General features: G+C 65.0%; 17 protein-coding genes. 6 read left to right on the top strand and 11 right to left on the bottom strand.

The genetic code is table 11. From position 1 onward, the window contains the following. Both AB0M24_RS37540 and AB0M24_RS37535 read left to right on the top strand, forming a co-directional pair. Nucleotides 1-429: YgjP-like metallopeptidase domain-containing protein (locus AB0M24_RS37540; RefSeq protein WP_363778240.1), on the top strand; the 429-nt coding region annotated here is incomplete at its 5' end. A gap of 115 nt (nucleotides 430-544) precedes the next feature. Further along, a complete protein-coding gene (locus AB0M24_RS37535; RefSeq protein ID WP_363778239.1) occupies nucleotides 545-826 on the top strand; it encodes a hypothetical protein in 282 nt (93 codons plus the stop codon). Between the two features lie 70 nt (nucleotides 827-896). On the opposite strand, the gene AB0M24_RS37530 is transcribed toward AB0M24_RS37535, so the two are convergent. Continuing rightward, the gene (locus tag AB0M24_RS37530) at nucleotides 897-1496 is read right to left on the bottom strand and encodes a hypothetical protein (protein WP_363778238.1); all 600 of its coding nucleotides are present in this window, start codon (nucleotides 1494-1496) and stop codon (nucleotides 897-899) included. A gap of 280 nt (nucleotides 1497-1776) precedes the next feature. On the opposite strand from AB0M24_RS37530, the gene AB0M24_RS37525 reads away from it, so the two are divergent. The 4 genes from AB0M24_RS37525 to AB0M24_RS37510 all read left to right on the top strand — a co-directional run bounded on the left by AB0M24_RS37525 (nucleotide 1777) and on the right by AB0M24_RS37510 (nucleotide 8415). Further along, the gene (locus AB0M24_RS37525) at nucleotides 1777-2580 is read left to right on the top strand and encodes a hypothetical protein (RefSeq protein WP_363778237.1); all 804 of its coding nucleotides are present in this window, start codon (nucleotides 1777-1779) and stop codon (nucleotides 2578-2580) included. Between the two features lie 227 nt (nucleotides 2581-2807). Further along, nucleotides 2808-4052: a pentapeptide repeat-containing protein gene (locus tag AB0M24_RS37520; RefSeq protein ID WP_363778236.1), complete on the top strand. Its 1245-nt coding sequence runs from the start codon at nucleotides 2808-2810 to the stop codon at nucleotides 4050-4052. A gap of 455 nt (nucleotides 4053-4507) precedes the next feature. Then, a complete protein-coding gene (locus AB0M24_RS37515) occupies nucleotides 4508-7024 on the top strand; it encodes a DUF6185 family protein (RefSeq protein WP_363778235.1) in 2517 nt (838 codons plus the stop codon). A 290-nt stretch (nucleotides 7025-7314) separates the two neighbouring features. Beyond that, nucleotides 7315-8415 (top strand): hypothetical protein, encoded by a 1101-nt coding sequence (locus AB0M24_RS37510; protein WP_363778234.1) that lies wholly within the window; start codon nucleotides 7315-7317, stop codon nucleotides 8413-8415. On the opposite strand, the gene AB0M24_RS37505 is transcribed toward AB0M24_RS37510, so the two are convergent. From AB0M24_RS37505 to AB0M24_RS37460, 10 genes are all read right to left on the bottom strand, one after another. Beyond that, the gene (locus AB0M24_RS37505) at nucleotides 8408-8818 is read right to left on the bottom strand and encodes a LysR family transcriptional regulator (protein ID WP_363778233.1); all 411 of its coding nucleotides are present in this window, start codon (nucleotides 8816-8818) and stop codon (nucleotides 8408-8410) included. The genes AB0M24_RS37510 and AB0M24_RS37505 overlap by 8 nt on opposite strands. Nucleotides 8819-8954: 136 nt before the next feature. After that, the gene (locus AB0M24_RS37500) at nucleotides 8955-9902 is read right to left on the bottom strand and encodes a bifunctional lytic transglycosylase/C40 family peptidase (RefSeq protein ID WP_363778232.1); all 948 of its coding nucleotides are present in this window, start codon (nucleotides 9900-9902) and stop codon (nucleotides 8955-8957) included. Further along, nucleotides 9899-10807 (bottom strand): replication-relaxation family protein, encoded by a 909-nt coding sequence (locus tag AB0M24_RS37495; protein WP_363778231.1) that lies wholly within the window; start codon nucleotides 10805-10807, stop codon nucleotides 9899-9901. The genes AB0M24_RS37500 and AB0M24_RS37495 overlap by 4 nt, the downstream gene beginning before the upstream one ends. Before the next feature lie 248 nt (nucleotides 10808-11055). After that, entirely contained in the window at nucleotides 11056-13527 is a 2472-nt protein-coding gene (locus AB0M24_RS37490; RefSeq protein ID WP_363778242.1) for a DUF87 domain-containing protein, read from the bottom strand. Between the two features lie 110 nt (nucleotides 13528-13637). Then, the gene (locus AB0M24_RS37485) at nucleotides 13638-14474 is read right to left on the bottom strand and encodes a hypothetical protein (protein ID WP_363778230.1); all 837 of its coding nucleotides are present in this window, start codon (nucleotides 14472-14474) and stop codon (nucleotides 13638-13640) included. Nucleotides 14475-14536: 62 nt separating this feature from the next. Further along, the gene (locus tag AB0M24_RS37480) at nucleotides 14537-16441 is read right to left on the bottom strand and encodes a DUF87 domain-containing protein (RefSeq protein ID WP_363778229.1); all 1905 of its coding nucleotides are present in this window, start codon (nucleotides 16439-16441) and stop codon (nucleotides 14537-14539) included. Then, the gene (locus tag AB0M24_RS37475) at nucleotides 16438-17619 is read right to left on the bottom strand and encodes a PrgI family protein (RefSeq protein WP_363778228.1); all 1182 of its coding nucleotides are present in this window, start codon (nucleotides 17617-17619) and stop codon (nucleotides 16438-16440) included. Before AB0M24_RS37475 ends, AB0M24_RS37480 begins: the two co-directional genes overlap by 4 nt. Next, a complete protein-coding gene (locus tag AB0M24_RS37470; protein WP_363778227.1) occupies nucleotides 17616-19451 on the bottom strand; it encodes a hypothetical protein in 1836 nt (611 codons plus the stop codon). The genes AB0M24_RS37475 and AB0M24_RS37470 overlap by 4 nt, the downstream gene beginning before the upstream one ends. Nucleotides 19452-19585: 134 nt before the next feature. Beyond that, nucleotides 19586-19948 (bottom strand): pilin, encoded by a 363-nt coding sequence (locus AB0M24_RS37465; RefSeq protein WP_363778226.1) that lies wholly within the window; start codon nucleotides 19946-19948, stop codon nucleotides 19586-19588. 131 nt (nucleotides 19949-20079) lie between these two features. Beyond that, nucleotides 20080-21057, bottom strand: a complete 978-nt coding sequence (locus AB0M24_RS37460) for a hypothetical protein (protein ID WP_363778225.1) — start codon at nucleotides 21055-21057, stop codon at nucleotides 20080-20082. Nucleotides 21058-21342 lie beyond the last annotated feature (285 nt).

Genomic DNA, 21342 nt, shown 5'->3' with positions numbered 1-21342 from the left:
TCTCCGCCCAGTCCTCCACGTTCAGCACCCTCCTACCTTCAGAGGGGTCAACCTTCAGAGAGCCGCTGGGGGTCAGTTTTCACGAAGCGTCGACAACGGCACTACGGGCGTCGGTACGAGCCCGAGGGCAAGATCTCAAGCCTGGCCTATGTCGTGCGCGATCTCGGTCGGAGTCACTGGGGTCTGTACTACACCCTGCCCAAGCACCTCGTTGCCGTGCACTGGGCGGTGTTCAGCATGCCGGCGCAGCTCATCGAGTATGTGCTGACCCATGAGATGGCCCACGCCACCGGGCCCGCTGGACGCTCACACGGGCACGCCTGGCAACGGCAGATGAACCAATGGATGCCGGATTGGCGTCAACGTCAAGCCGAACTGATCGAGCTCGGCCGCCACGCTTGGATCGGAGATTGGAACCGCGAAAAGTGATCTCGCCAAGATGTCGACGATGTCGAGCGGAGGTGTTGTGGTCTACACCGTGATACAACAGGCTTGGTGAGCCTGCGCCGCCAAACTGGCCGGCGTGCGGGGGAGGAGGCGAGAAGTGGACAGGGAACAGCACTTTGAGCTGCTCAGGAAGAGTGCGGCCGAGGTGAAGCAGCTCCAGGACCACCTCCAGGAGATCCGCGACAAGGAGGCCGCTCTCCAGGCTGATCGGGTCGCCACACTTGAGAAGCTCAAGACGGCTCGCAGTACCCGGTTCCAGCGGATTACTGCGGCCATCGGGGACAACGTCCCGAAGGCGCCGATAGCCCGTGAACTAGGTATGGATCGAACTAACTTGTACAAGCTGCTGGACGGGAAAGACGAGGCCGCCGACGGTTGAGGGCTGATCCAGCGGGCCGGTCAGGCCGTCAGAGACGACTTCGGCCAACATATGCAGGTAGGCGCCGCAGTCAGCGCGATGCTGTCACACTGGCTCGGCTGATGATCACATCGGTGCTGACCCTGCACGTGATTCCAGTGCTCGCCTCGAACGTCCAGATCGCCTCCGGCGTTTCCTCGATCACCAGGACGGGTCCGTGCGGCAGGCCCTCGCCGGTCTCGCCGTTGTGGTAGCGAAATTCCACGCAGCCCAAACTGAAGCCGGTGATCATGCTGGCCGTTGAGCGCGCCACACCGTCCACGCACTGCAAGGCTTGAGCTGCACCGGTTGATGCCGTAACCGCCAACCCTGTGAACAGCGCTCCGACGATCACAACACCGGCGACTAGCTTGTAGGCAAGCGCTCGTTTGTACCCAGGGAGCAGGGCGAGCAGCGAGAACAGCGTCACGATGACCAACGCGGCCATCAGGATCTCAGGCCATGGCTGGATGAGCGAGAACGACGAGAGCATCTCGGCATCCAGCTGTCGCAGCGTCCACCAACGTGTCGTCGACACCAGCGCGAACGCCAGGGCCAACGCTCCGACCGAGCTGAGGGCGAACACGACCAGCGCCGACCTGTCCGGGGTCCATGCGCTCGATTCGACAGCTCGCCTAGTGCGCGCTTTCACGACACGACGGTACTGCTCTTCCTGGTGCAATCGGCTGTTGCCTGGATAAATCCCCCAATCGTGAGGAGTCGCCTGTTACAGCTGGCGGCGAAGGTAGCTGAGCTCAGATCGCCCTGCCAAGTCCGGTTTTAGCATGCAGTTGCCGACATGCCCGCCACGCTCACGTTGCATCAAGCGGGTGAATCAATGCCAGCCAAATGCGTGAAGTTCGGTCTGGCAGTGGAACCAGGACAGGGCGATGGGCGTCTTACCTGTCATTGGCGAGAGGTGAGGAGAGTTGATGCGCCGCAGGACGGGAGACCGGCAGGCATTATTGGAGGTCTGTGCTGCGGCTGTTCTAATGCTGATGGCCGTGTTTCTTGGCCGGTGGAGATCTCGAAGTGGCCAAGGTGGTGAGGTTGATAGTGCGATAAAGTCGAAGGGTATATCGTCAGTCGACCCCCTGGGGTCAGATGGTGAAGGTCGGGAAAACGCCGCTGGCTTTCGTCTGCTCGTTACGATCCTTGCTGGCGTCGCATTGGGGTCTGCTGCGTCGGTGTTGCCGGCCTTGATGTCGACCACTGCAGTGGGGGATCTTTGGCTGGCACTCTGGATCTTCTGGGTTACCGGTGCGGTGGCGGTTGTACTGGCTTATCTATCGACGTTAACAGGATCCAAAGTGATCCCGAATGAGATCGGATTCGCGCACACCGTCACTCTGGTCGGATCTTTTCTGGCGCAATGTGGGCTCTTCACCTCCTTGGCTAAGACGAATGTTCAGTCGGCGGTGAAATGGTGGCTTGCAAGCTTCTCTGCGTTCGGGGTCATGGCGACGGCGGCCATACTTCTTGGGCTCATAATTCTTCCGCGGTCCACTAGGGATATGGACAGCAAAGCGCTAGCCTTCTATCGCAGAGGGCAATGGACTGACGTTGTCATGACGACGCTTACTGCCGTAATTTCAATGCTCTACCTTGTGCTCGTGCGGAACCCTTCAGATCGTGCTTCTTTGGTGGTTTCCGCTATTGCTCTGCTGTCTATCCTTTCGGCTTGTGCAAAGCAGTCTTTCGAACGGAAGCGAATGAGGCGTGACGGCCTGATCTAGGGCCGAACGAGCCGTTGTTGGCAATAGCAGGACCGAGTCTGTAGTTGCTAGGCCACGTCCGCGCCGGGTGCTGTGCCTGCGTGGCATGACGCGGATGTCACGCGGGCGAACTCGGGAGCGATGATCGCCTTGTGAGTAACGAACCTCCTTCACCCTCATCGCAACGTCCAGCAGCGGGTGTGTTGCCCGTGCCCACACCGTCGTCCGCGCGGGAGCCACTGCGGCCGATGCCGGCCCGGACGATCGCGCTGATCTCCGCCGGGATCTTCGTGCTCACAGCGGCAGTGGTGGTCGCGTTGTGGTGGCCTGGCACCGCTGGCTTGTCTGGCGAGGCCTTGGTGACCGCCCGGTTCGACGCCCTGCGCACCGGGTTGAGCATCGGCGTCGGCAGCGGCGGGATCTTCGCCCTCTACCTGGCCTGGCGCCGCCAGCACGCCACCGAGGTCGGTCTGGTCCAAAAGGAGCGGGACCAAGACGACGTCGCCCGCGCTTACGAATTGCAACGTGACGTCGCCGAACACACCCGCCTGCACGCTGAACGTGTGGCCGCGGCCACGGAGAAAGACGCAGCCGACCGCCGGGTGACCGAGCTCTACTCCAAGTCCGTTGAGCAACTTGGCTCCGACAAGCCAGCGGTTCGTCTGGGCGGGCTCTACGCACTGGAGCGCCTTGCCCAGCAGAACGTCGACCAGCGAACGACTGTGATCAAGGTGATGTGCGCGTATCTGCGCATGCCCTACGAACTACCTCAGCCGGTCGCGAGGCGGCCACGTGATCCGCACAACGAAGAGGTCCGGCAGCAGGTTGAGGTCCAGCGTCCGAGGAAGGAAGAACGCGAGGTTCGGCTCGCCGCGCAACGCATCATCACCGAGCATCTGGAGCCCATCGCACCGGACACGAGCAATCCCCTTTCTTGGGGTGCCTACGCTCTTGATCTCCGCGGTGCCGTGCTCGTCGACCTGGACTTGAGCGGGCGCCGTGTTGGTTCCGTTCGATTCGACGGGGCGACCTTCGTCGGATCGACGAGGTTCTCGAAGACGTGCTTCACACAAGCGGCCGTGTTCGTAGACGCGACCTTCAAGGGCGTCACTCGGTTCACCGAGACCCGCTTCGGCGGAGACGCACGGTTCCCTTCGACGTACTTCACCAGGGCGACGTCGTTCGGCGGCGCCAAGTTCGAGGCCAGAGTGGAGTTTCACGCAGCACAATTCCGCGGTGATCCCCACCTCGGACAGGCGGAGTTCATGCACCCCCGGAAGGTCAACCTCACGGAGGTCAAGATCGAGTTCGATCTCCAGGACCCCAGTGCAAAGTGGGTATCCGTCCGGCCGCCATACCCCTCAGGGTGGATCGAGTTGATGGACGAACTGGTCAAGCAAGATCGTTGGCGCGTCGTCACTCTGGGCCGGGCTAGCGCAAGTCCTGAGTCGGTCGATGACACCGCAGATCAAACTAATAGACGGGGAAACTGACGCTGCGGGTGAGCCAAGCCGTTCGGCACATCCGTCATGTCGTTCCCTGTAACAGGTGAGCTGACTGACGACCTTCAGAGCTACGCCTCGGTATCAACTCACCGCGTGATCATCGGTGGCACGCCGTGGGTCCCGCTCGAACAGCCTGGAGGTGGAAAGAATGATCAATCCCAGTTTTCGTGGCACGACTGTAGCGCCATTTCAGCGCCAAGTTCTTTGGGAAAGTGTCATCGAAATTGGGGCACTACAAAAACCGTGCAGCTTGCCGCGCTCGAACACGTAGATCTTCTATGGCCAGCGCTTTTATGGGCTATCTCACAGTGGTGACACCATGATCAGTCTCAATTTTCACGACATGTGCTCTCAGACGGATGATCATCTCGACCGCGGAGGGGCAGGTCGAAGCTCGTCGCTCCGCTCATGGTGGACTGGCCAGCACCTGAAACATCTGGGTGGTGTCTCTCGATCTAGCGGAGGTGCAAGCACCGCCGACGAACATGAAGGTGCCGTGGGGACGTGTATTCGCTGCCCTCGCGGTTCCGGTGCTGCTCGCCGGAGTGGTGTACGCGGTGTTCCTAGTCGCGCAGAGCAGGCAGGGCCTGCCGACCTGGAGCGACTTCGCCTGCGAGTCCCTTGCTGTCCCAGGCACCGAGGCCAGTGCCCACCTGTCAGCAGTCGACAACACCAGCCGGCACGTGCAGGTGTCCAGCCTGCTCCGGGTGACGATGCCACAGGAGAGCTTCCTGGCACAGAAGATCCTGGCATCCCCTGCGGACCCCAACCACCGAGCCGTCATGCGCTGCCTGCTCGGTCGCGACCGCTCCAACAGTCGCTCGGAACTCCGCACCGCCCTGCCGAGGATCCAGGTCACCGGAGGCAAAGTCGTCGTCGAGGACTACGTCTACGGACGCGTTTACGGCACGCCGAACACCTCAGTTGGAATGGTCGGTGTCACGGCCGATGAGCACGGCATGTGGCGGCTGAGGTTCCGTCCGCCTCCGGTTCTCGCCCAGGCCAAGTGGACGCAGATCTCGATCGAGGCGCCGGCCGGGTGGTCGGCTCTACCGAGTCCTTGGCCGCCGCTCGACCGCGACGCCACCAAGACTACGTGGAAGCCGGCTGAACAGGCCCAGGACGTTAACCAGATATCCATGACCCTGATGCCGGACGTGGCTACCAGAGCGCGCATCGTCGCGCCATTCGTCTTCCCATGGTCGCTCGGCTACTACGGTCTGTTCCACCTGATCACCGTCCTGATGCCATTCCTCGTGTACCTCCACCTCCGTCGGCCGCCGGTCGGTGCGACAGACGAGTTCCTTGAGTGGAAACACGAAGCGACAAGGCTCGTTGTTCCTGTTTTCTGGATCGGCGGATTCGCCGTCCTATCGAACACCACCACCGCGATGATGCACGGAGTCACCGGGCTCAAGTCGTGGTGGCCGCTCTACACCCTGGCCGAGGCCACGTTGGCGCTCTTGGTAGTCGCTAAATGTGCGGTCCGCTGGCGAGCACGCACGGCCCCGGTTCTCATATTCGTGTTGATCGGCTTCGTGATCCTCATGATGTTCTTCCTCGCACCGCTGATCGAGTGGACCGATGTCGCGAGGGACGGGCCGGTCCGCCTCACGTTAAAGATCGCGTTCGTCCTTGTCCTGCTCTCCGTCTTCGCCGCCGGGGTCGTCCAAGCCGTACGGGAAGCCAGGAACCTTGACGGCACCGCGTGGAAGGTGACCTTCGTGTGGCTGGCTGCAGCGGGGATGGCGGCCACTATCGTGGCCGACCGCCTGGTCACCGACATCATCATTACTCGTCGAGCCATGTGGACATCTCCATCGCCGCAGGACGCGGTGGCGATGTGCTGCACGTTCGAGTGGTATCCGGGAACCCTAATCCGATCAGCCTCGGGCTGGCTCGCGTGTCTACTCGCGGTGATCGTATGGGGTCTCGTCCGGTCTCACCTCAACCAAGCGGTCCAAGTCGACGAGAGGTGGGTGAAGGTCAATCTCGGGGTGATCTTCCTGCTCGTGGTGCTTGATCGCGGCTTCCAGTTGGGGCACTGGTACCTGCCGCTGTGGTTCGTGCTGGGCTGGGTGGCGCTGCGCTACCTCGTCCGATTCAAGTCGCCTCTAGACGAGTTGATCGGGCCGGGTGATGCGAAGGTTCGCGACGTCCTGCAGGGGATCAGCGTCGAGGACCTCCGGCAGCGCGCGAAGGACTGGCAGGTCTACATCAGACGCGCGAAGTCAGCGGAGCTTGCGTTCGCCGACGGCAGCATCGAACGCACGGAGTACTACGACCGGGTGAGGGATCCGGCGTCCGGACTATGGCTCCTCTTGGGAAGGCTAACGCCGGTCGACGCGTTGCTCGCCCGAGGCCCCAGCGCCGAGATCATGGGCAACGTGCGGTACGCAGTGCGGTACGCGCTCGTGCTGGGCTTGCCTCTGGAGCTCGTCATCTACTTGTGGGAGTTTCCGAACCAGTTCGCTCTCGACCAACTTCCTGACGCTTACCTCTTCCCAGTGCTGATCAAGTCTGTGACGATGGCTGTCAAGTGGTTCATGGTCGGCGCGATCCTGGGCGCGTTGTGGACCTACCTGCCCGGCAAGCGGGGTCCGGTGAAGGTCATGCCCCTGGTGTTGGTTTACATCGTGGTCAACCTCGCCGGGATCGGCATCGGCCAGCTGACCGGCGATATCGTGCCCGCTTCGAAGGTGGTCAACGGCGCGGTGTTCTTCGTCGTCCTGACGCTCATCGGGATGCTCATGGACTTCGCGTCCCTGCGGCCGACTAGCCCAGCGTGGGTGCGTCCACGTCACGCCTTGCTGGCTGTGTACGGGCTGCAGAACTTGGCGGGCCAGTTGACGTTCGTGCTGGCTCAGGCCGGGGCGGTGCTGGCGATCGTGGCGTTCCTCCAGGGATCGCCAGCACCGCCAGCCCATCCCAGCGGCGACACACTCACCACACTGAGGTAGGCCAACCTCGACCAGCGATCGTCCGGATGACGTTCTTTCGTCTTCCTGGTCTCGACGAGCCGACCGTAGTGCACCAACGTGAGCTAGCGCGCCTACGCAAGAGCTTGGATCTTCAAGGCCGACATGTTGAAGCAGCAGCCCCATCTACCGCGGAGGTCGGTATCGGATCGCGTCGCGGTAGACGCTCGGAGATTTGCCTCGGAACACGATGGACGTACAGGCGCGGTTCGGGAACGACCCGTTCTGATTGCGGCGTAACGGTTTGTTGCGATGACCCGACATGAGATCACGTGCGAGGTCCCACAGTCGTCAAAGCGATCACTGCCATCTTCGCGATCACAGCGTTGATCGCCGGATTTCTGAACCTCGTGCGGCATACCGACGATGACCGCACCAACTTTGCCGTCCACCGCAGCTTGGACAAACACCGGTACGACGGACCGGTTCCGGCACTGCGCGTCATCCTTAAGGCGACCGGCTTGAACTCTACCGAGCGCAAGTTGCAGGCGTCGCTGACGCTCACCCCACCCCGGTACGGTGAAGTGCTGGAGTTGGTCGACAAGAGCGGCGATTCCATAGTGCAGGGCAGCAGCGTCAAGCCTGAGTTCGCCGACGCCAAGGTGACCATCGCGATCATCAACAGGACCTTCGGAACGGACACCAGCGTTTCATTTCCACTGGATGCGGTTGTGAAGCCGTACCCCCCGGCGGAGATCCGCAAGGCAGATGTCTCCATCCTCGCCGCAGTCGATCCGACCCGGTTCCCCAACGACATCTACTACCTCGATCTCAGCGTCGACGCCTACCTGCCTCCTGGCGTCCACACCACGGTGCGGAAGAACGCGCCCACCGGTGATGCCGCCGGGCTGCCGGACACGGACGCGCTTCCTATCGCCTTCGGCATCGAGCTCGACTACCGGCTTCGCCAGTGGGCCCTCACCACGGACAAGATCATCGCCGGTAGCCTCGAAGGCGGGCCGGCCACGCACTGGCCCCGGCGCTTCTACGCGGCCGAGATGAAGGCAGAGTTCGGAAGGGACTGGACCTACTGGGCCTTTATCTACGCGGTGAGTCTGATGCCGGCGATGATCGGGCTGAGCTTTGTCGTCCGTACCAGACACCGTCGCATGACGGGGAGCGACGACACCTCCGCGGCCATGGAGCTCGCGGCCGCGCTCCTCGCCCTGATCGCTCTCCGCCAGGTCTTCGTGCCTACCGACACCGTCGGCCTGACAACGCTCGACCTGGTGCTCGGTGCCCAGCTGTTGGTGGTGTGCTGGCTGATGGCGGTGACCTACGTCTCCGAACCACGACCTGCCCGGCAGAAGCCCAAGCCGCGCCCCCGCAAGCAGCGACCGATCCCGAAGCTTCCGGACGGCGCCATCAAGTGAACCGGGCGGACACGCTGTCGATGAAGATCTGTGCCCGTTCCCGTGTGTGCGAACCCTGAGTCCCACACGCCCCCCGCAACGGCGCGAAGTTCGCGGAGCGAAGACGATGGGTGTCGCGTGCAGCAGCAGGATCACGACACGAACATCGTGAGCGTGCGCTGGGTCTTGGCGGGCGCTGTGGAGAGGAAGGCGTTGACGGTCTCGGCGAGGGTGAGACTTCGCTGGTGAGGGTGGTGTAGGCGTGGGGCGCGGTGGGTGCGCGGTTGAGCAGCCGCTGGCCGAGTTCGCGTTCGAGTCGCTGGATGTATTTGGCGAGGGTCTTGTGGTGCAGGCCGAGCGCATCGGCCGTGGCGCGCAGGCAGCGGTGAGCCGTCGGACGCCTTCCAGGCCTACACGGCGCCACGGTGCGCGGACTCGACGAGGCTCGGCGAGTCGCAAAGTCCCACTCGGATGGCCCAGCAATGATCAATCTCAATCCCGCGGCCTATTTGCCGCCCATTGGCCAAGATCACTGAGATCTGGTCAAGGAAATCGAGACCCTACAAGGTGGTTTGGTTGAACGGACGGGATGCGGTGAGATAGTCGTCTCCGGCCCAGCGGTATGGGCTGACCTGGACGGGCTGACCGTAGGTTGGAGCGTGAACCATGTTTCCGGCTCCGAGGTACAGTCCGACGTGGTGGACATCGCTGGGTGTGCCATAGAAGACGAGGTCGCCTGGCATCAGCGGCTGTCCGGCGGGCACCAACGGGCCCGCTTCGTACTCAGGCTGCGTGGTTCGAGGGATGACAACGCCAGCGGCCTTGTACGCGGCGGTCACGAGACCTGAGCAGTCCCAACCGGTCTCGCCGTTGCCGCCCCAGACGTACGGCTCGCCGAGCTGGTCACAGGCGAACCGGATCGCGATGGCTGCAGCGGGGTTGGGTGCCTGGATGTTGTTACAGTCGCCAGTACCGACTGCGGCGACGCTGTACTTCCGGGCTTGTTCGAGCACGTCGTTCACGTACCAGTCCGCGTGGTTGTACGCGAAGATCGCCGTGCGGAGATCCTTGGGTGCACCCGAATCGCATAGGTAGTAGGCCGCCGCGTAGATGGCGTCGTGCTTGTTCCACGGCGATGGCGGGTTCTTGCCGCCTGGCGGAAGCGGATGCCGCGCGACGACACTGTCGAAAGTGGACTTGAGGAACTGCATCGGGCCGCGGGCACCGGCGAAGTTCTCGGTTCCGTCAGCGACGCCGGGCAGGGTGCTGCGCCCGTGATCGGTCTCGATCTTGCCGATGGCGGCGAGGACCGACCAGTCCAGGCCGGGACACACGGTTGCTCCGGCTACGTACAGGTCGAGGTAGTCGGGTGGGATGTCGGCGAGCGCTTCCCTGCTGGGCTGAGTGCTCGCGCCGCCGAAGAGGGCATTGACGAGTGATGCGCCAACTACACCCATGAGGACGGGGATGGCGAACACGGCGGTGATGACGGCGACGGCGTTCTTCATGGTTCACCTCCCGTGCGGAAGTGGTTGTTTGAGGGCGTCGGCGGAATCGGGTTCGGCGCTGTGAGTTCTCTGGCTGGTGACTGTTGTGGCGAGGGCGAGGCCAGCCCGGCGAGAGTGTCGAGCTGTGGCCAGACCTGAGCGAGCTCGGCGAGCCGTACTCGGCCGTGCCTGCGAGTCGAGGAGGCAACTGGCAGCCAGCAGCGAACGGCCGGGCTGTTTGTGTCCGTGATGCCTGCGAGGTCTGCGGCGCTGGTTGCGACCGGCACCAGCGCCGGACGGTCCAACTGGGACAGGGCGTCGGCGAGGGCGCGGCGTGCACCGGTTTCTCGACGGTTGCCTGGCAGCCACACGAGGACGGGCGTTGTAATTCCTGTTGAGGTGGCGAGCTTCTCGTAGCCGCGGAGCTTGCTGGCGAGCCGCCCGAGATCCTCGGTGCCGAAGTCGAACTCGAGGAAGAACTCGATCTCATGGCCGTCCTCGTGCCAGCGGCCGTAGGCGTCGGGTCGGACCACGTCGCCGTAGAGCTGGCCACAACGCCGTTCGGACCACCACGCGGTCAGCCGCCCGCGTGCGTCGGGCTGACGGCTGAGTGCCACGAGGGTGCTGAAGAAGCCGTTGACGCCGACTGTGTGTGCCAGGCGCAGAGAGTGGGCGATGCCGATGTTTTCCTCGTGGCGGTAGCCGAGTTGCTTGGGGTCCAAGCCGTCCTCGTAGGCAAGGGCGACCGCTCCGGCGATGTCGAGCACGTAGTGCTTGGGAGCGGAACCGGAGCTGATGAACGGTTGGAACCGGTCGACAACCCGCCACTTGAACAGGTCGAGCAGACGGTGGTTGGCCGCGCGCATGGTGGGGTAGCAGAGCTCGACGATCTGAGATGTGGTGAAGACCTTGTGTTCGTTCAGCATCCGGGCCAGCCATCGGTCTCGGACGGTGAGTCGTCCGGCGAGTTGGGCATGGTGTTCGCCAGTGGCTGCGGCTCTTGGAGTTGGGCGCTGGGGCATGTGACCGCGCAGCTCCCGCTGAGGCGTGGGATTCGTGATCATTGGGAACGCACCTTCCAGGCAGGAACGAACGGGGTCAGCGCAACTGGCCAACTGGAGCCAGCGCACATCGCAAGTCCCGTATCTGTTGCGATAGAAAGGGATTCAATTGCTCAGGCCGCGCGTCGTGGATCCACGGTGAGTTGGTTGGGTCGGCTGGCGACTATGGGAAGATCCGCAGTGAGCGGGCGGGTATTAGCCCTGGCGGCTTTGCGAATGGCCTTGGCGCGTCCTGGAATCGCTGGCGCGAGTTTCTCGGTGACCGCGGTGAACGGCGGCGCTTCCTCGCCACCCAGGACAAGGCGGGCGGCGACGTGGTAGACGCCGAGGTTGGACAGGTCGTGATCTGACAACCGCGGCAAGGTGTGCCGCGCGAGCCGCTTGGCGTCCTCGGGTGAGGCGTTGAAGAAGATCTTCGATCGGGCGTTGGTGCTGATGCCCTCTTCCAACTCCTTCGGTAGCTGGCCGAGGTATTGGTGAGCCAGGGTCATCGAGAGCCGATAGCCCCGAGCCTCGGCCAGCATGTCCTCCATCGGGTAGGCCAAGTTCAAGAAGTTGTGGCACTCATCGATGTACAGGCCGCAGTCGCGACGCTTGCGCTGAGCGACGCGGGCGCGGCGGGTGGCTGCCTGCCAGGTGCGCGCGACGACGATCGAGCCGACCAGGCGCGCGGTTTCCATGCCCAGCGCGTCGCGGGCGATGCGTACCAGACAGATGCCGCCGGTGTTGAGGACTTCATCCATGTCCACTGTGGATTCACCGCCCGCGATGGCAGCGCGGACGAAGGGCCGCAAAAGGAATCCGCGGACCTTGTTCATCAGCGGCGCGATTATCTGTGCGCGACTCGCTTCGGACAGGTCGTCGTACCAGGACCAGAAGCCTTTGAGTACCTCGTCGTCGATCTGGTCGCAGGCTCGGGCTCTATACGCGGGCACGGTCAGCAGCTTGGGCAGGTCGACCAGTGTGGGGGTGCCGGACATCGCGGTCAGGGTGAGCAGGCTGGCGCGCAGGATGTCGTCGGTGCGCGGTCCCCACGAGGAGGCGTAGATCCGGGAGAAGATGCTGACGAGGTTGTCCACCGCTCGGGCCTTGTCTACGCCCTCCAATGGATTGAGCACCGGTGGACGGGCTCGGGAATCGGCGTCGAACAGCACGACCTTTTCGCCGAGTTCCTCTGGCAGACGCATCAGGATGTCCGAGACGAGGTCGCCCTTCGGATCGACGACGACCACGCCACGCCCTGCCTCGGCGTCAGCCAGGATCATGCGAGCCATCAGTTCGGACTTGCCGGAGCCGGTGGCACCAAGGACGTGCATGTGGTGGCGGGCGTCGGCGATCTGGAGGCCGACTGGGCGAGCGTGACCGGAGTCGGAGAGCCCGATGGGCTTGATTTGCTCCCCGGTCGTGGCGATGCCCGGTGGGGGTGGCACGGCCTTGGCGCCAGCTCGCTGCAGACCGGGTGTGGAGTCGTCGATCGGCAGGTGTGCGATCGCGGCGAGTTCCGGAATGGACAGCAGGTCGCCCTTGCCCAGCCGTCGCTCGGCGAGTGCATGGACCGGGTGGCGGAGCCGAGTCCTCCGGTAGCGGTTGTGCTCGGAGTAAGCAGCGAAGGCCGACGCGATCGCGTGTCCACGGCCCCGCAACACCTCCCGCACCGCGTGGACTTCGCCGAGGGAGGAGTTGTCGGAGACGGTAGTGGCCACGGCGTAGCGGATGCGGGTCTCGAACTGGTTCTCCTGCAGCTTCTCGACAATGGCGCGATCTTGGGCTGAGTAGGCCAGGCTGGTCTGCCGGTCCAGCCCTTGTGTCCGCGTGCTCGTCGATGGCCTCGATGTCTTGCCTGGTGTGATGACGTCGAGCAGCCGGCCGATCAGGTGGGCGGAACTACCGCTGTGTACGTGGCGGGCGGCCCGACGGGCCTTGGTCACTCGGTGGCCGGCGACCGGACGGGCGAGGATCTGCACGCAGGCCCGCTCGTGCGGGCCGAGCCCGACCGGTGCGCCGAGCAGGGCGCGGATCGGGTCGGCCGGGTGTTCAGTGCGGATCGGCAGGCCCTCCGGAAGTGCCAGGCGTAGCTCGCCTCCCACGGCTTCGATCCGTCGGCCCGCGGGCGCAGTGGTCGGGATCGGAGGTTTGGCGGGAGTGGTGCGGGTGTGTGCGCCGGGCCAGGCAGCCTCGATGGCGCGTTCGACCATGCCGGGCGGCACGAGACCGGGCACCCAGAAGCGGATCTGCACGCCGTCGCCAGTGAATGTCAGCTCGAGCGCCAGGTGTGGCTGACCTCCGAACTGGCGCAACCAGCCGGGCCGCAGCAGGCCGACCAGGTTGGACCACACGGTGATCGCACCCGTCGGGTCGACCGTCGGAGGGGCCAGCACAGTGATACGCCGGGCATCGGCGACCAGGCGCTTGTGGTAGCGGCGACGCCACGTCTGTCGTGCGATCACTGCGGCGGTCACCGCGGCTACGAGCACTGGCACGACGATGGGTCCCCAGGCAAGGGCGAGATCGCGCAAGGTGGCCAGCACATGTTGAAAGGCACCGAGCGGGTCGCGCAGGTAGTCGGTCACCAGCGAGGCATGCATCCTCACCGTCTGCGCATCACGGGAAGAGGCAAGGGATGTTGCGGTGATCACCCAGTACATCGTGACCTCCCACGAAGGAAGTGGTAGTGGAGCGGTGAATTTGCGACAGGTCAGGCGGCGTGCGGCTGGTCTCCCTGACTGCGTTCAGCTGTGGTGTGCTGCGAGTCGGGGCCTGTGCTGTCGACGACCAGATGCAGGTGCCGACGATCACGGCGCGCGTTGCGCTCGGCGTCGACCTCGGCCTGCCATTCGGAGAACCGGCGCCCTGCCAGCCGTGTGAGGTAGGTGGGAATGCGGTTGGCGGGAACACCCACCAGCCGCGGTCCAAGTACCGCGAGGAGATCGCTGGCTTCCTGGGAGGCCCACCCTGCCGCCGCGATAGCAGCCTCGTTGGGGAACACATCTGCTACCCGGTCGGCAGCCGGATTCAGAGCGGCGTCTTGTGTCCCGCCATACGAAAAGACCCACAGAAAGTTCGGTGGCGGGTTCGGTTCGATGAGTCTGCGAAACCTCTCGATCTCTTTGCTGTAGGCGTAGAAGTTCGTGTCGGGGCGGCTTCTGCAGATGCGCATCCACGCCTCGAGGTAGGCATCGCTGAAGAAGTCGCCTGCGTCGTGGATCCTGATCCAGGCACCACGGAACTTGGCTGCGCCCAGTTCGGCGACCATGGCGGTTTCCCAGCCGGCCAGGTCATCCAGCACGAACATCAAGTTCGCTTGGTGCTTCGCGCGGACGACTGGCCAGTTGTACGTGCCGTGGCGGGCGTAGCACGCCTGCGCGCAGACTCCCGCGCTCGGACAGGTGTTGTAGGTCCGGCCGTCCGGCAAGCGCCCGGCCCAGGCGGGTAACGACCAGTTCCACACGCCGATCTGGCGCATCTCGCGGTTCTGTGTGAGAAGTCGATTCGGGCGGCTAACCGTTGCAGGAATGGAAAGTGGTGCAGACATGGTTGTCCCCTGGGGGCGATTCGGTGGATGCGGCTTGGGGCGGTGCGTGGCGCGCTGGGCTCTCAGGCAGCGTCGAGTTCGACCAGTGACGCCTCGCCGTCGAACGAGTCGGCGATACCGCTCGGGGCGTCTGCGTCGAGTTCGACGAAAGTGTTCGCGATTCCTGGCGAGTCGTCGGAATACTCGACGGTTTCGGCGGGATTTGAGGTCACCAGATAGTGCTCGGCGGGGGACGCGATGGACTGGAAGGCCACACGCTGGGTCCCCGTCGACAACAGCCCCTGACCGCGGTCGGCCGAGAGCAGGAACTGCCTCTCACCCATGGACAGGTCGAAGGTGCGGGTGATCTCGTCCATCGCTTGCGAGGCTTGCCGTAGCAGGATCTGCGTGGCGGCGTTGGCCACGACGGCCTTGCCGAGGTCCGAGCCAAGCACGTCGGCGGTGTCCTGCGTGGCGACCGTGAGACCGGCCCAGTGCTTCCTCGAGGCTTTGGCCATGCGGAACAGGAACTCGGCTCCGGCCGACTCCTTCATGAGCAGCCAGGCTTCGTCGACCACGACGAGACGTGGCCGACGGATGGCGGGATTGCTGACCTGCCGCCACACCGCATCCAGCGTGAGCAGGGTGCCGATCGGCTTGAGTTCGTCGGCGAGATCCCGCAACGAGAACACCACCAGGTGCCCCTCGGGACGCGTCGACGTTGGCCCGGAGAACAGGCCGGAGAACGCGCCGGTGACGTACGGGTGCAGCCGGGCCGCCAGCTCGACGCCGGCCGGGTCACCGCTGCCGGCGAGGACTTCGGCGAGGTCGGCCAGCAGCGGCGCCGGTCGGGTCCAGGTGCGTGGGTCAGCGGTAATGCCGACTCGCTGGTAGGTCGCGGTGATGGCCCGGTCCAGCACAGCGCGCTCGGTCGCAGCGAGCTCACTGCGCAGCAGTACGGAGATGACGGTGTGCAGAAACAGCGACCGGCGGATGAGGGCGTCGCGTGGTGCGGTGCGACGACCGTCCGGGCGGGTGTGAACCGGAAGGTCCATCGGGTTGAGCCGAACGTGCTCGGCGCCGAGGTGGACGTAGGTGCCGCCGACCGCGTTGGCGAGGCGGGCGTACTCGTCTTCCGGGTCGATGACGTGGATCTCGATCCCGCGGTACAGCGACCGCAGCAGCTCCAGCTTGACCAAATACGACTTGCCCGCGCCCGAGCGGCCGAGGATCACCGAGTTATGGTTGTCCAGAACGAACCGGTCGTGGTGCACGAGCCCCTGGGAACCGACGTTGAACCCGTAGAGCACTCCGCTGGGGGCGCCGACCGAGCTCGGGTCCGGCGGCGGCAGGTCCGGCGAGGTGAACGGGAATGCCGCGCTCAATGCCGTGGTGTCGAAGGTGCGGCGCATGCCGACCAGATCCAGGCCCATCGGCAGGGTGGTGATCCAGCCCTGCAAACTGCGGTACGTGGTCGGCTTTGCGTCCAGCAGCAGCGACGCCGCCAACGACCGGACCGCCGCAACCTCGTCACCAAGAGTCTCTTCGGTCGGAGCGTGCACCGTGAGATAGAGGCCGAACCGGTAGAGCTTGCCTTCGCCGCGGGCGACCCGAGCGGACAGGTCGTAGGCGTCCTCGGTCGCGGCTTCGACGTGTGGGTCGAGCAGTCGGCCCTTGTCACTGGTGTGCCGTCGTCCGGACTCCAGCTTGGACAGCTGCTTCTTCAAACGGCCCGCCGCGGTGACCGGGTCGATCGGGTCGATGTGCAGCGACACATCGACCCGGCCGGGGTAGGTGAGAAGGGGCTGCAGCCATCCCGGATGCACCTCGCGGGGGTAGCCAGTGATCGCGAACGAGGCGACCCAGTCGCCGCCGACCTCCAACGCTCGAGGACGGATCGAGATGGCGTCCGGTGTGAATGCCTCGGCCCGCCCATGCCTCGGCTTGGCAGGTGCCTGACGTGCGCGGCGCGCGGACTTGGTCCTCATCGGCGATACCTCGATTCAAAGTCGTCCCGGTCGTCGGTGTCGTCCCACTCGTCATTTGGTTCGTCCGGGAACTGGTCTGTGGCAGCAGGGACCGGGCGGCCGAACGCGCTGGGGTTCCAGGTCTCTTCTGGTGCGGTGGTGATGACGTCATCGGACGCGGCCAGCGCCCTGGACGGTGGAATCAGTGAGTCGGGGTTGCAGGCGGTGGCCAGCACCGCGGTGGCCTGTCCGGCATCCAGGGGAGTCACGGTGATCCCGCTGGGGGACAGCAGCTCGACAGCCTCCCCGAGCCGGCGTGCCAGCCGGGCCTCGGCAGCGCGTCGCGCGGCGTCGTCGACCAGACCTGCCTGCTTGGCTGCTTTACGTCGCGCGGTGAAGGCGGTCAGTGGCGACGCACCACCGAGCCCATCAGACGGTGTGGCGGTGTGCAGCGGTTCGCGCAGGATCAGCAACACCTGGCGGCGCAGGAGATCGGTGGCTCGGCGGAGCTGATCGAGGTAGTCGGCGTGCTCACGTGCCGCCGCCTCCAGCGCGGCGTGCGGCAGGCCGCCGGCCTGCTCGCGGAGTTCGGCGATCTGCCCGGACAGGTCGAGTCGTTCGGTGCGCACCAGCACCTGCACGGGGGCGGTGAGGCTGTGCAGATACCGGCCGAACGAGGCCACAAGGCTCTCTTGCTCGGTGGGTGTACGCAGTCCGAAGTTGACAGTCGAGCAGACAGCGACTGCAGCGAGCCCGTCCTTGCCGAGGTCGATGACGCCCGTCGTGCCGACTGCCTCGGCTGGCAGTCGCAACGGGGTTGGCGAGACCGATGCTTCAGCCAGGCCACCGCGCCCCTTGCCGTTGACGGCCTGGGTCGTGAGCCACTCCGGGGCGGGCGTGATCCCTTCTGGAGCGGCCACGCAGTGCTTCGGGCGCAATTGCTGGCGCAGCGCTGCGAGGGCCAGTTGATCCATCGACAGCCCGTCACGCTGTCCAAGGGCGAGCACCGCGGCCGACGCACCCACCGGAATCGCGACGGCGAGAAACACGGGCAGTGGAATGAACGTCCGCGTGGCGAGGTACCCGCCGTACAGCACCAGCCCCACGGCGGCGAGGATGGCCAGCTGACGGGCAGTGAGGTTGCCCAGCACGCGGTCCTCACGGTCGACATCGGCGGGGATCCGGACAGGTTGGCTCATGGCCGCCTACCTCTTTCTGATGCGTCGTTACCTGGTGCGGGCGACCGCGACGGCGCCTGGAATTGCACGGGTGCGGGGGTCTGGGAGCGAGTTCGTCGACCGTGGCCGCCGAGATCGGGAACGGCTTGCCGGAACACCGTCGGCGCTGGCGCACCGGTAGCTCGCATTGGCGTCACCTCCGGCGTGGGAGCGGCTGGACGGAACTGCAACTCGGCAGGCACGGCCGCGGTTCGTAGCCGGGGCGGTGTGGGCGCGGCGGAGCTGGCCGTGCGCATTGCAGATCGGAATTCAGGCACGCTGGGACGGCCGATCGGTCGCGCCAGCGGTTCGGCTCGGCCGGATACGGGAGTTGGCGGGCGGAACTCCGGCTCCACGGTGCTGCCCGCTGGGTTCCAGCTCGCGATGTCGTGAGTGGGTGTCTGTGGCGCGGCTTGCTGGAAGCGCAAGTGCTGCTGGCCGGACACGGTGCGGCGCTGCGCAAGCTCGCGGGTGCGCTGTTGCTGGAGGCGCCTTGCGATCGCCTCGGGGGTGTAGATGCCTCCGACGCCGCCCCACTCCCGGATCGGCGCCGGCCATCGCGGTTCCGGCGTTGACCTGCCACCACCAGTGCCGCGAGACGCGGTTGCTGCGGTGGTCTGCATGGCGAATCGGCGTGCACCGAGCAGGGCCATGGCCTTGCCGAAGACGAACGCGTAGGCCAGGCCACCCAAGAACGAGCGGCGGCCGCCACCAATGCGGACTTGGTGCATCACCCAGGTCGGGATCTTCACGAGAATCCACACCAATGCGATGACGACGATGAGAGTGACGACGCCGTTCGGGCGGGCCATGCCGAAGAACGCGAATCCGCCCGGCTGCAGGAACAGCTTCAGAGCACAGATCAGCGCCAAGCTCTGTCCAACTTGGATGCCGAGAACACCAGCACCAGCACGCCAGAACCAATGGGCAACGCCCTCGGTCTGCTCCAGCCCGTGACACATCAGCGCAAGAGGCGCACCAGCCAACAGAACCACTGTGAGAGCAACCCGCACGACGTATCCGATGAGCAGCCCCACCAACAAGATGGTCAACACCAGCGAGAGGAACCCTGCAAGCAATCCGCCGTCGACAAGAGACTGAGCGACGAGAGTGACGAACAGCTCGGCTATCGCTTGGCCGGAGGTCTGCGGGTCAAGGCTGTCGCCAAGTACTGCGATCGAGAGCGCGTTGGCGAAGCGGATGGCCTGGTCACCGACGAACAGGCTCAGGTTCGCGGCCAGGAATCCAATGACGATGCGGGGCGCGACCTCCCGGATCGACTGGCGCGACTGCAAGCTCCCGTGGCTCATCACGACGATTCCGGCGATGAGGACGAGCAGCGAGTAGACGGCCACCAAGAGCAGTCGCGACTGCTCCCAGATCTCGCCGATCCGCGGTAGCTGATCCAACGTCGGCGTGGAGAGCAATGTGCTGCCCACGAAGCGCAACAGCATGTTGAGCGACTCGCCAACAAGGCGGTTGATGAACGCGTTGATGCCCTCGCCGACACAGGCGGTCGGGTTGGTGAATCCACATTCCCCACCAGACGATCCGGTCGAGGGGATAGTCGGGGGAGCTGTCGTCGCCGACGTTGAAGGCTGGGTGGTCGGTTGCGGCAGACAACCCGGAGGGGCCGGCTGGCCGGCCTGCGGTGGCGGGCACACCAGAGACGAGGTCGGCGTTGGTATGCGCGTCGTGCTCGGGGCGACTGGAGACGACGGAGTTGGCGCGCTGGGAACGGTCGGTTGCGCGGACGCGGTCATCGTGAGCGCGCAGCCAAGGACGATCACCAAGCCGGCAAGCAGCATCCACACCGCACGCTGCCGACGACGACCGGACCGTGCGGCAGTCCGCCGTTCGGTCACGCCCGATGCAGTCCGCGACACAGTGCTCGTTCTCAACGAGGTGTGCCCGGCGCTGGGGATGGTGCGGTGGATGCCTGTCATCGCTAGGCCCCCACGAATCCTTTGAGGACCTCGATGACGAGCGGCGTCAGCAGCGCGCCCAGGTAGCCCCAACACGCCGACCGGAACGCTGTTTTCGCCTTCTCGATCTCACCCGGATCCCCGGCCCCAGTCATCCGCCGCACGAAGGCGATGGACAGAAACACCGTCGCGAGGGCGGCCAAGATGCCCATGATCCAGTTGCGGATGTTGGTCAGCACCTGGTCCACAGACGCGACCAGCGCCACCGTGTGGACGGTCTCGGCTTGAGCGGAGGACGCGGTCAACACGAACGCGAGAACCAGCAGTTGGCAGCCGAACAGGAACCGCCGGGGCCACCGTGCTCGGTCACAGCGACGGTCAGACATCGGAGTGCTGCCAGGTGACGCGCACTTGGTTTCGGTGCCTGCGACCGGACCGTCAGCGATCCTCAGCGAGATCGAGGGGCAGCGGGTTCGGCGTACGTGTGGCTGGTCGGCCACCGTGGCCGCGTGGGAGATCAGGCGCATGGGGTCACCTCCGAAGGTTCGGCTGAGCACGGGTGTGTCCCGCAGCCCTGAACTCCGGATTTCGCGTCCGTTTTGGACACGCGACCTTGAACTTTCTTCGCAGATTCGACGTCAGCGACGGCCACGGATAGTGACAGCCGTGGCATGTCGCGCGTTGGTGCGACCGGGCGTGCCAGCGCCACCGCGGTGGCCACCTGGTCGGTCAGGGAGTCGGTCGGATCGGTGTCGACGGCGCTGTCGCGCAGGTATGCAGCGAGCCTGAGCTCGGCGCGCTTGCGTGTCTTGTAAGCCGCCCACTCGCCGAGCTCGTGCTGTGCGGCCCAGTCCGCGATGGGCACCTCGTCCAACCGGGTCGCGCCGATCAACGCGGCCTCGGTCTGGGTCAGGACCCCGTCCCCGACCGCGCGAGCCAGGACGAGATCCGGGTGACCCCACGGCGGGTGCGGCGGGGTCGAACGGAAACCTGGCGCGACCGGAGTCGGACCCGACAACGCTTCCTTGAGCGCGTCGTAGCCGGCCCGGTAGGCGGCCCACCGCAGCCGGAGCATGATCCGTGGTGGACGCAGATCGATGCCCGACAACGCGGCCAGGAAGCCACGGAGCACCTCGGCGTGAACATCGGCCGGATCGCCTGCGAAGCGGTCGGACAACCTGGCTGCGACAGAAGTCAAGGCGGGCAGCGCGACGCCGACCGCGGCGACCGTCCAGGTCGCTCCCTCTGTACGGGAGCGCAGCACCAGATGTGCCCACACGGCGTCCCGCGTCGACTGCGGACACCGCCGCGCCAGTAGCCGGTCACGGACCTCGTCCAGCGCGATGTACCGGTCAGGCAGACCAGGAAATAGCGTTCCGTTCAGCGACACCGGATGCGGCCCGGCCACCAGCCAGGTGAAGGTGTCCCGTGCAATATCGAGCGAGTTAGGCGTGGTGTCATCGCCGAACCGGCGGAAAGTGGACTGTGATGCCATGTCGTGCCTCCTGGTGCGTTGATTCGAACAGCAACGCCAGGAAGCCACACTCGATACCACGGAAATACCACGCCGCTACTAGATTTCAACTAGAAACGGCTCCGGCCGCTACTACGAAACTACTATTTCAACACGTTTGGGCGGGCCCGTAAAGATCGGCAACGCGGGCACTGCCTTCAGGGCAGATGAGCTCTCTAGTAGCCGCTGAGCTGGCCGTCTATGTGCGACCTAGTAGTGATCTAGTAGCCCGGCCGCGCGAGACAAGGTGACACCTCAAGATCTGCC

Origin of the sequence: Lentzea sp. NPDC051838 (assembly GCF_040681245.1) — a bacterium.
Lineage (GTDB): Bacteria > Actinomycetota > Actinomycetes > Mycobacteriales > Pseudonocardiaceae > Lentzea.
The sequence above is the reverse complement of the archived record's forward strand: the minus strand, read 5'-3'. Positions and strand labels throughout refer to the sequence as shown.

Excerpts from the sequence above, each read along its gene's own strand:
- AB0M24_RS37525 (WP_363778237.1), top strand. The coding sequence starts at position 1,777 with ATGCGCCGCAGGACGGGAGACCGGCAGGCATTATTGGAGGTCTGTGCT.
- AB0M24_RS37520 (WP_363778236.1), top strand. The coding sequence starts at position 2,808 with ATGCCGGCCCGGACGATCGCGCTGATCTCCGCCGGGATCTTCGTGCTC.
- AB0M24_RS37500 (WP_363778232.1), bottom strand. The coding sequence starts at position 9,902 with ATGAAGAACGCCGTCGCCGTCATCACCGCCGTGTTCGCCATCCCCGTC.
- AB0M24_RS37495 (WP_363778231.1), bottom strand. The coding sequence starts at position 10,807 with ATGCTGAACGAACACAAGGTCTTCACCACATCTCAGATCGTCGAGCTC.
- AB0M24_RS37490 (WP_363778242.1), bottom strand. The coding sequence starts at position 13,527 with ATGCATGCCTCGCTGGTGACCGACTACCTGCGCGACCCGCTCGGTGCC.
- AB0M24_RS37485 (WP_363778230.1), bottom strand. The coding sequence starts at position 14,474 with ATGTCTGCACCACTTTCCATTCCTGCAACGGTTAGCCGCCCGAATCGA.
- AB0M24_RS37480 (WP_363778229.1), bottom strand. The coding sequence starts at position 16,441 with ATGAGGACCAAGTCCGCGCGCCGCGCACGTCAGGCACCTGCCAAGCCG.
- AB0M24_RS37475 (WP_363778228.1), bottom strand. The coding sequence starts at position 17,619 with ATGAGCCAACCTGTCCGGATCCCCGCCGATGTCGACCGTGAGGACCGC.
- AB0M24_RS37465 (WP_363778226.1), bottom strand. The coding sequence starts at position 19,948 with ATGTCTGACCGTCGCTGTGACCGAGCACGGTGGCCCCGGCGGTTCCTG.
- AB0M24_RS37460 (WP_363778225.1), bottom strand. The coding sequence starts at position 21,057 with ATGGCATCACAGTCCACTTTCCGCCGGTTCGGCGATGACACCACGCCT.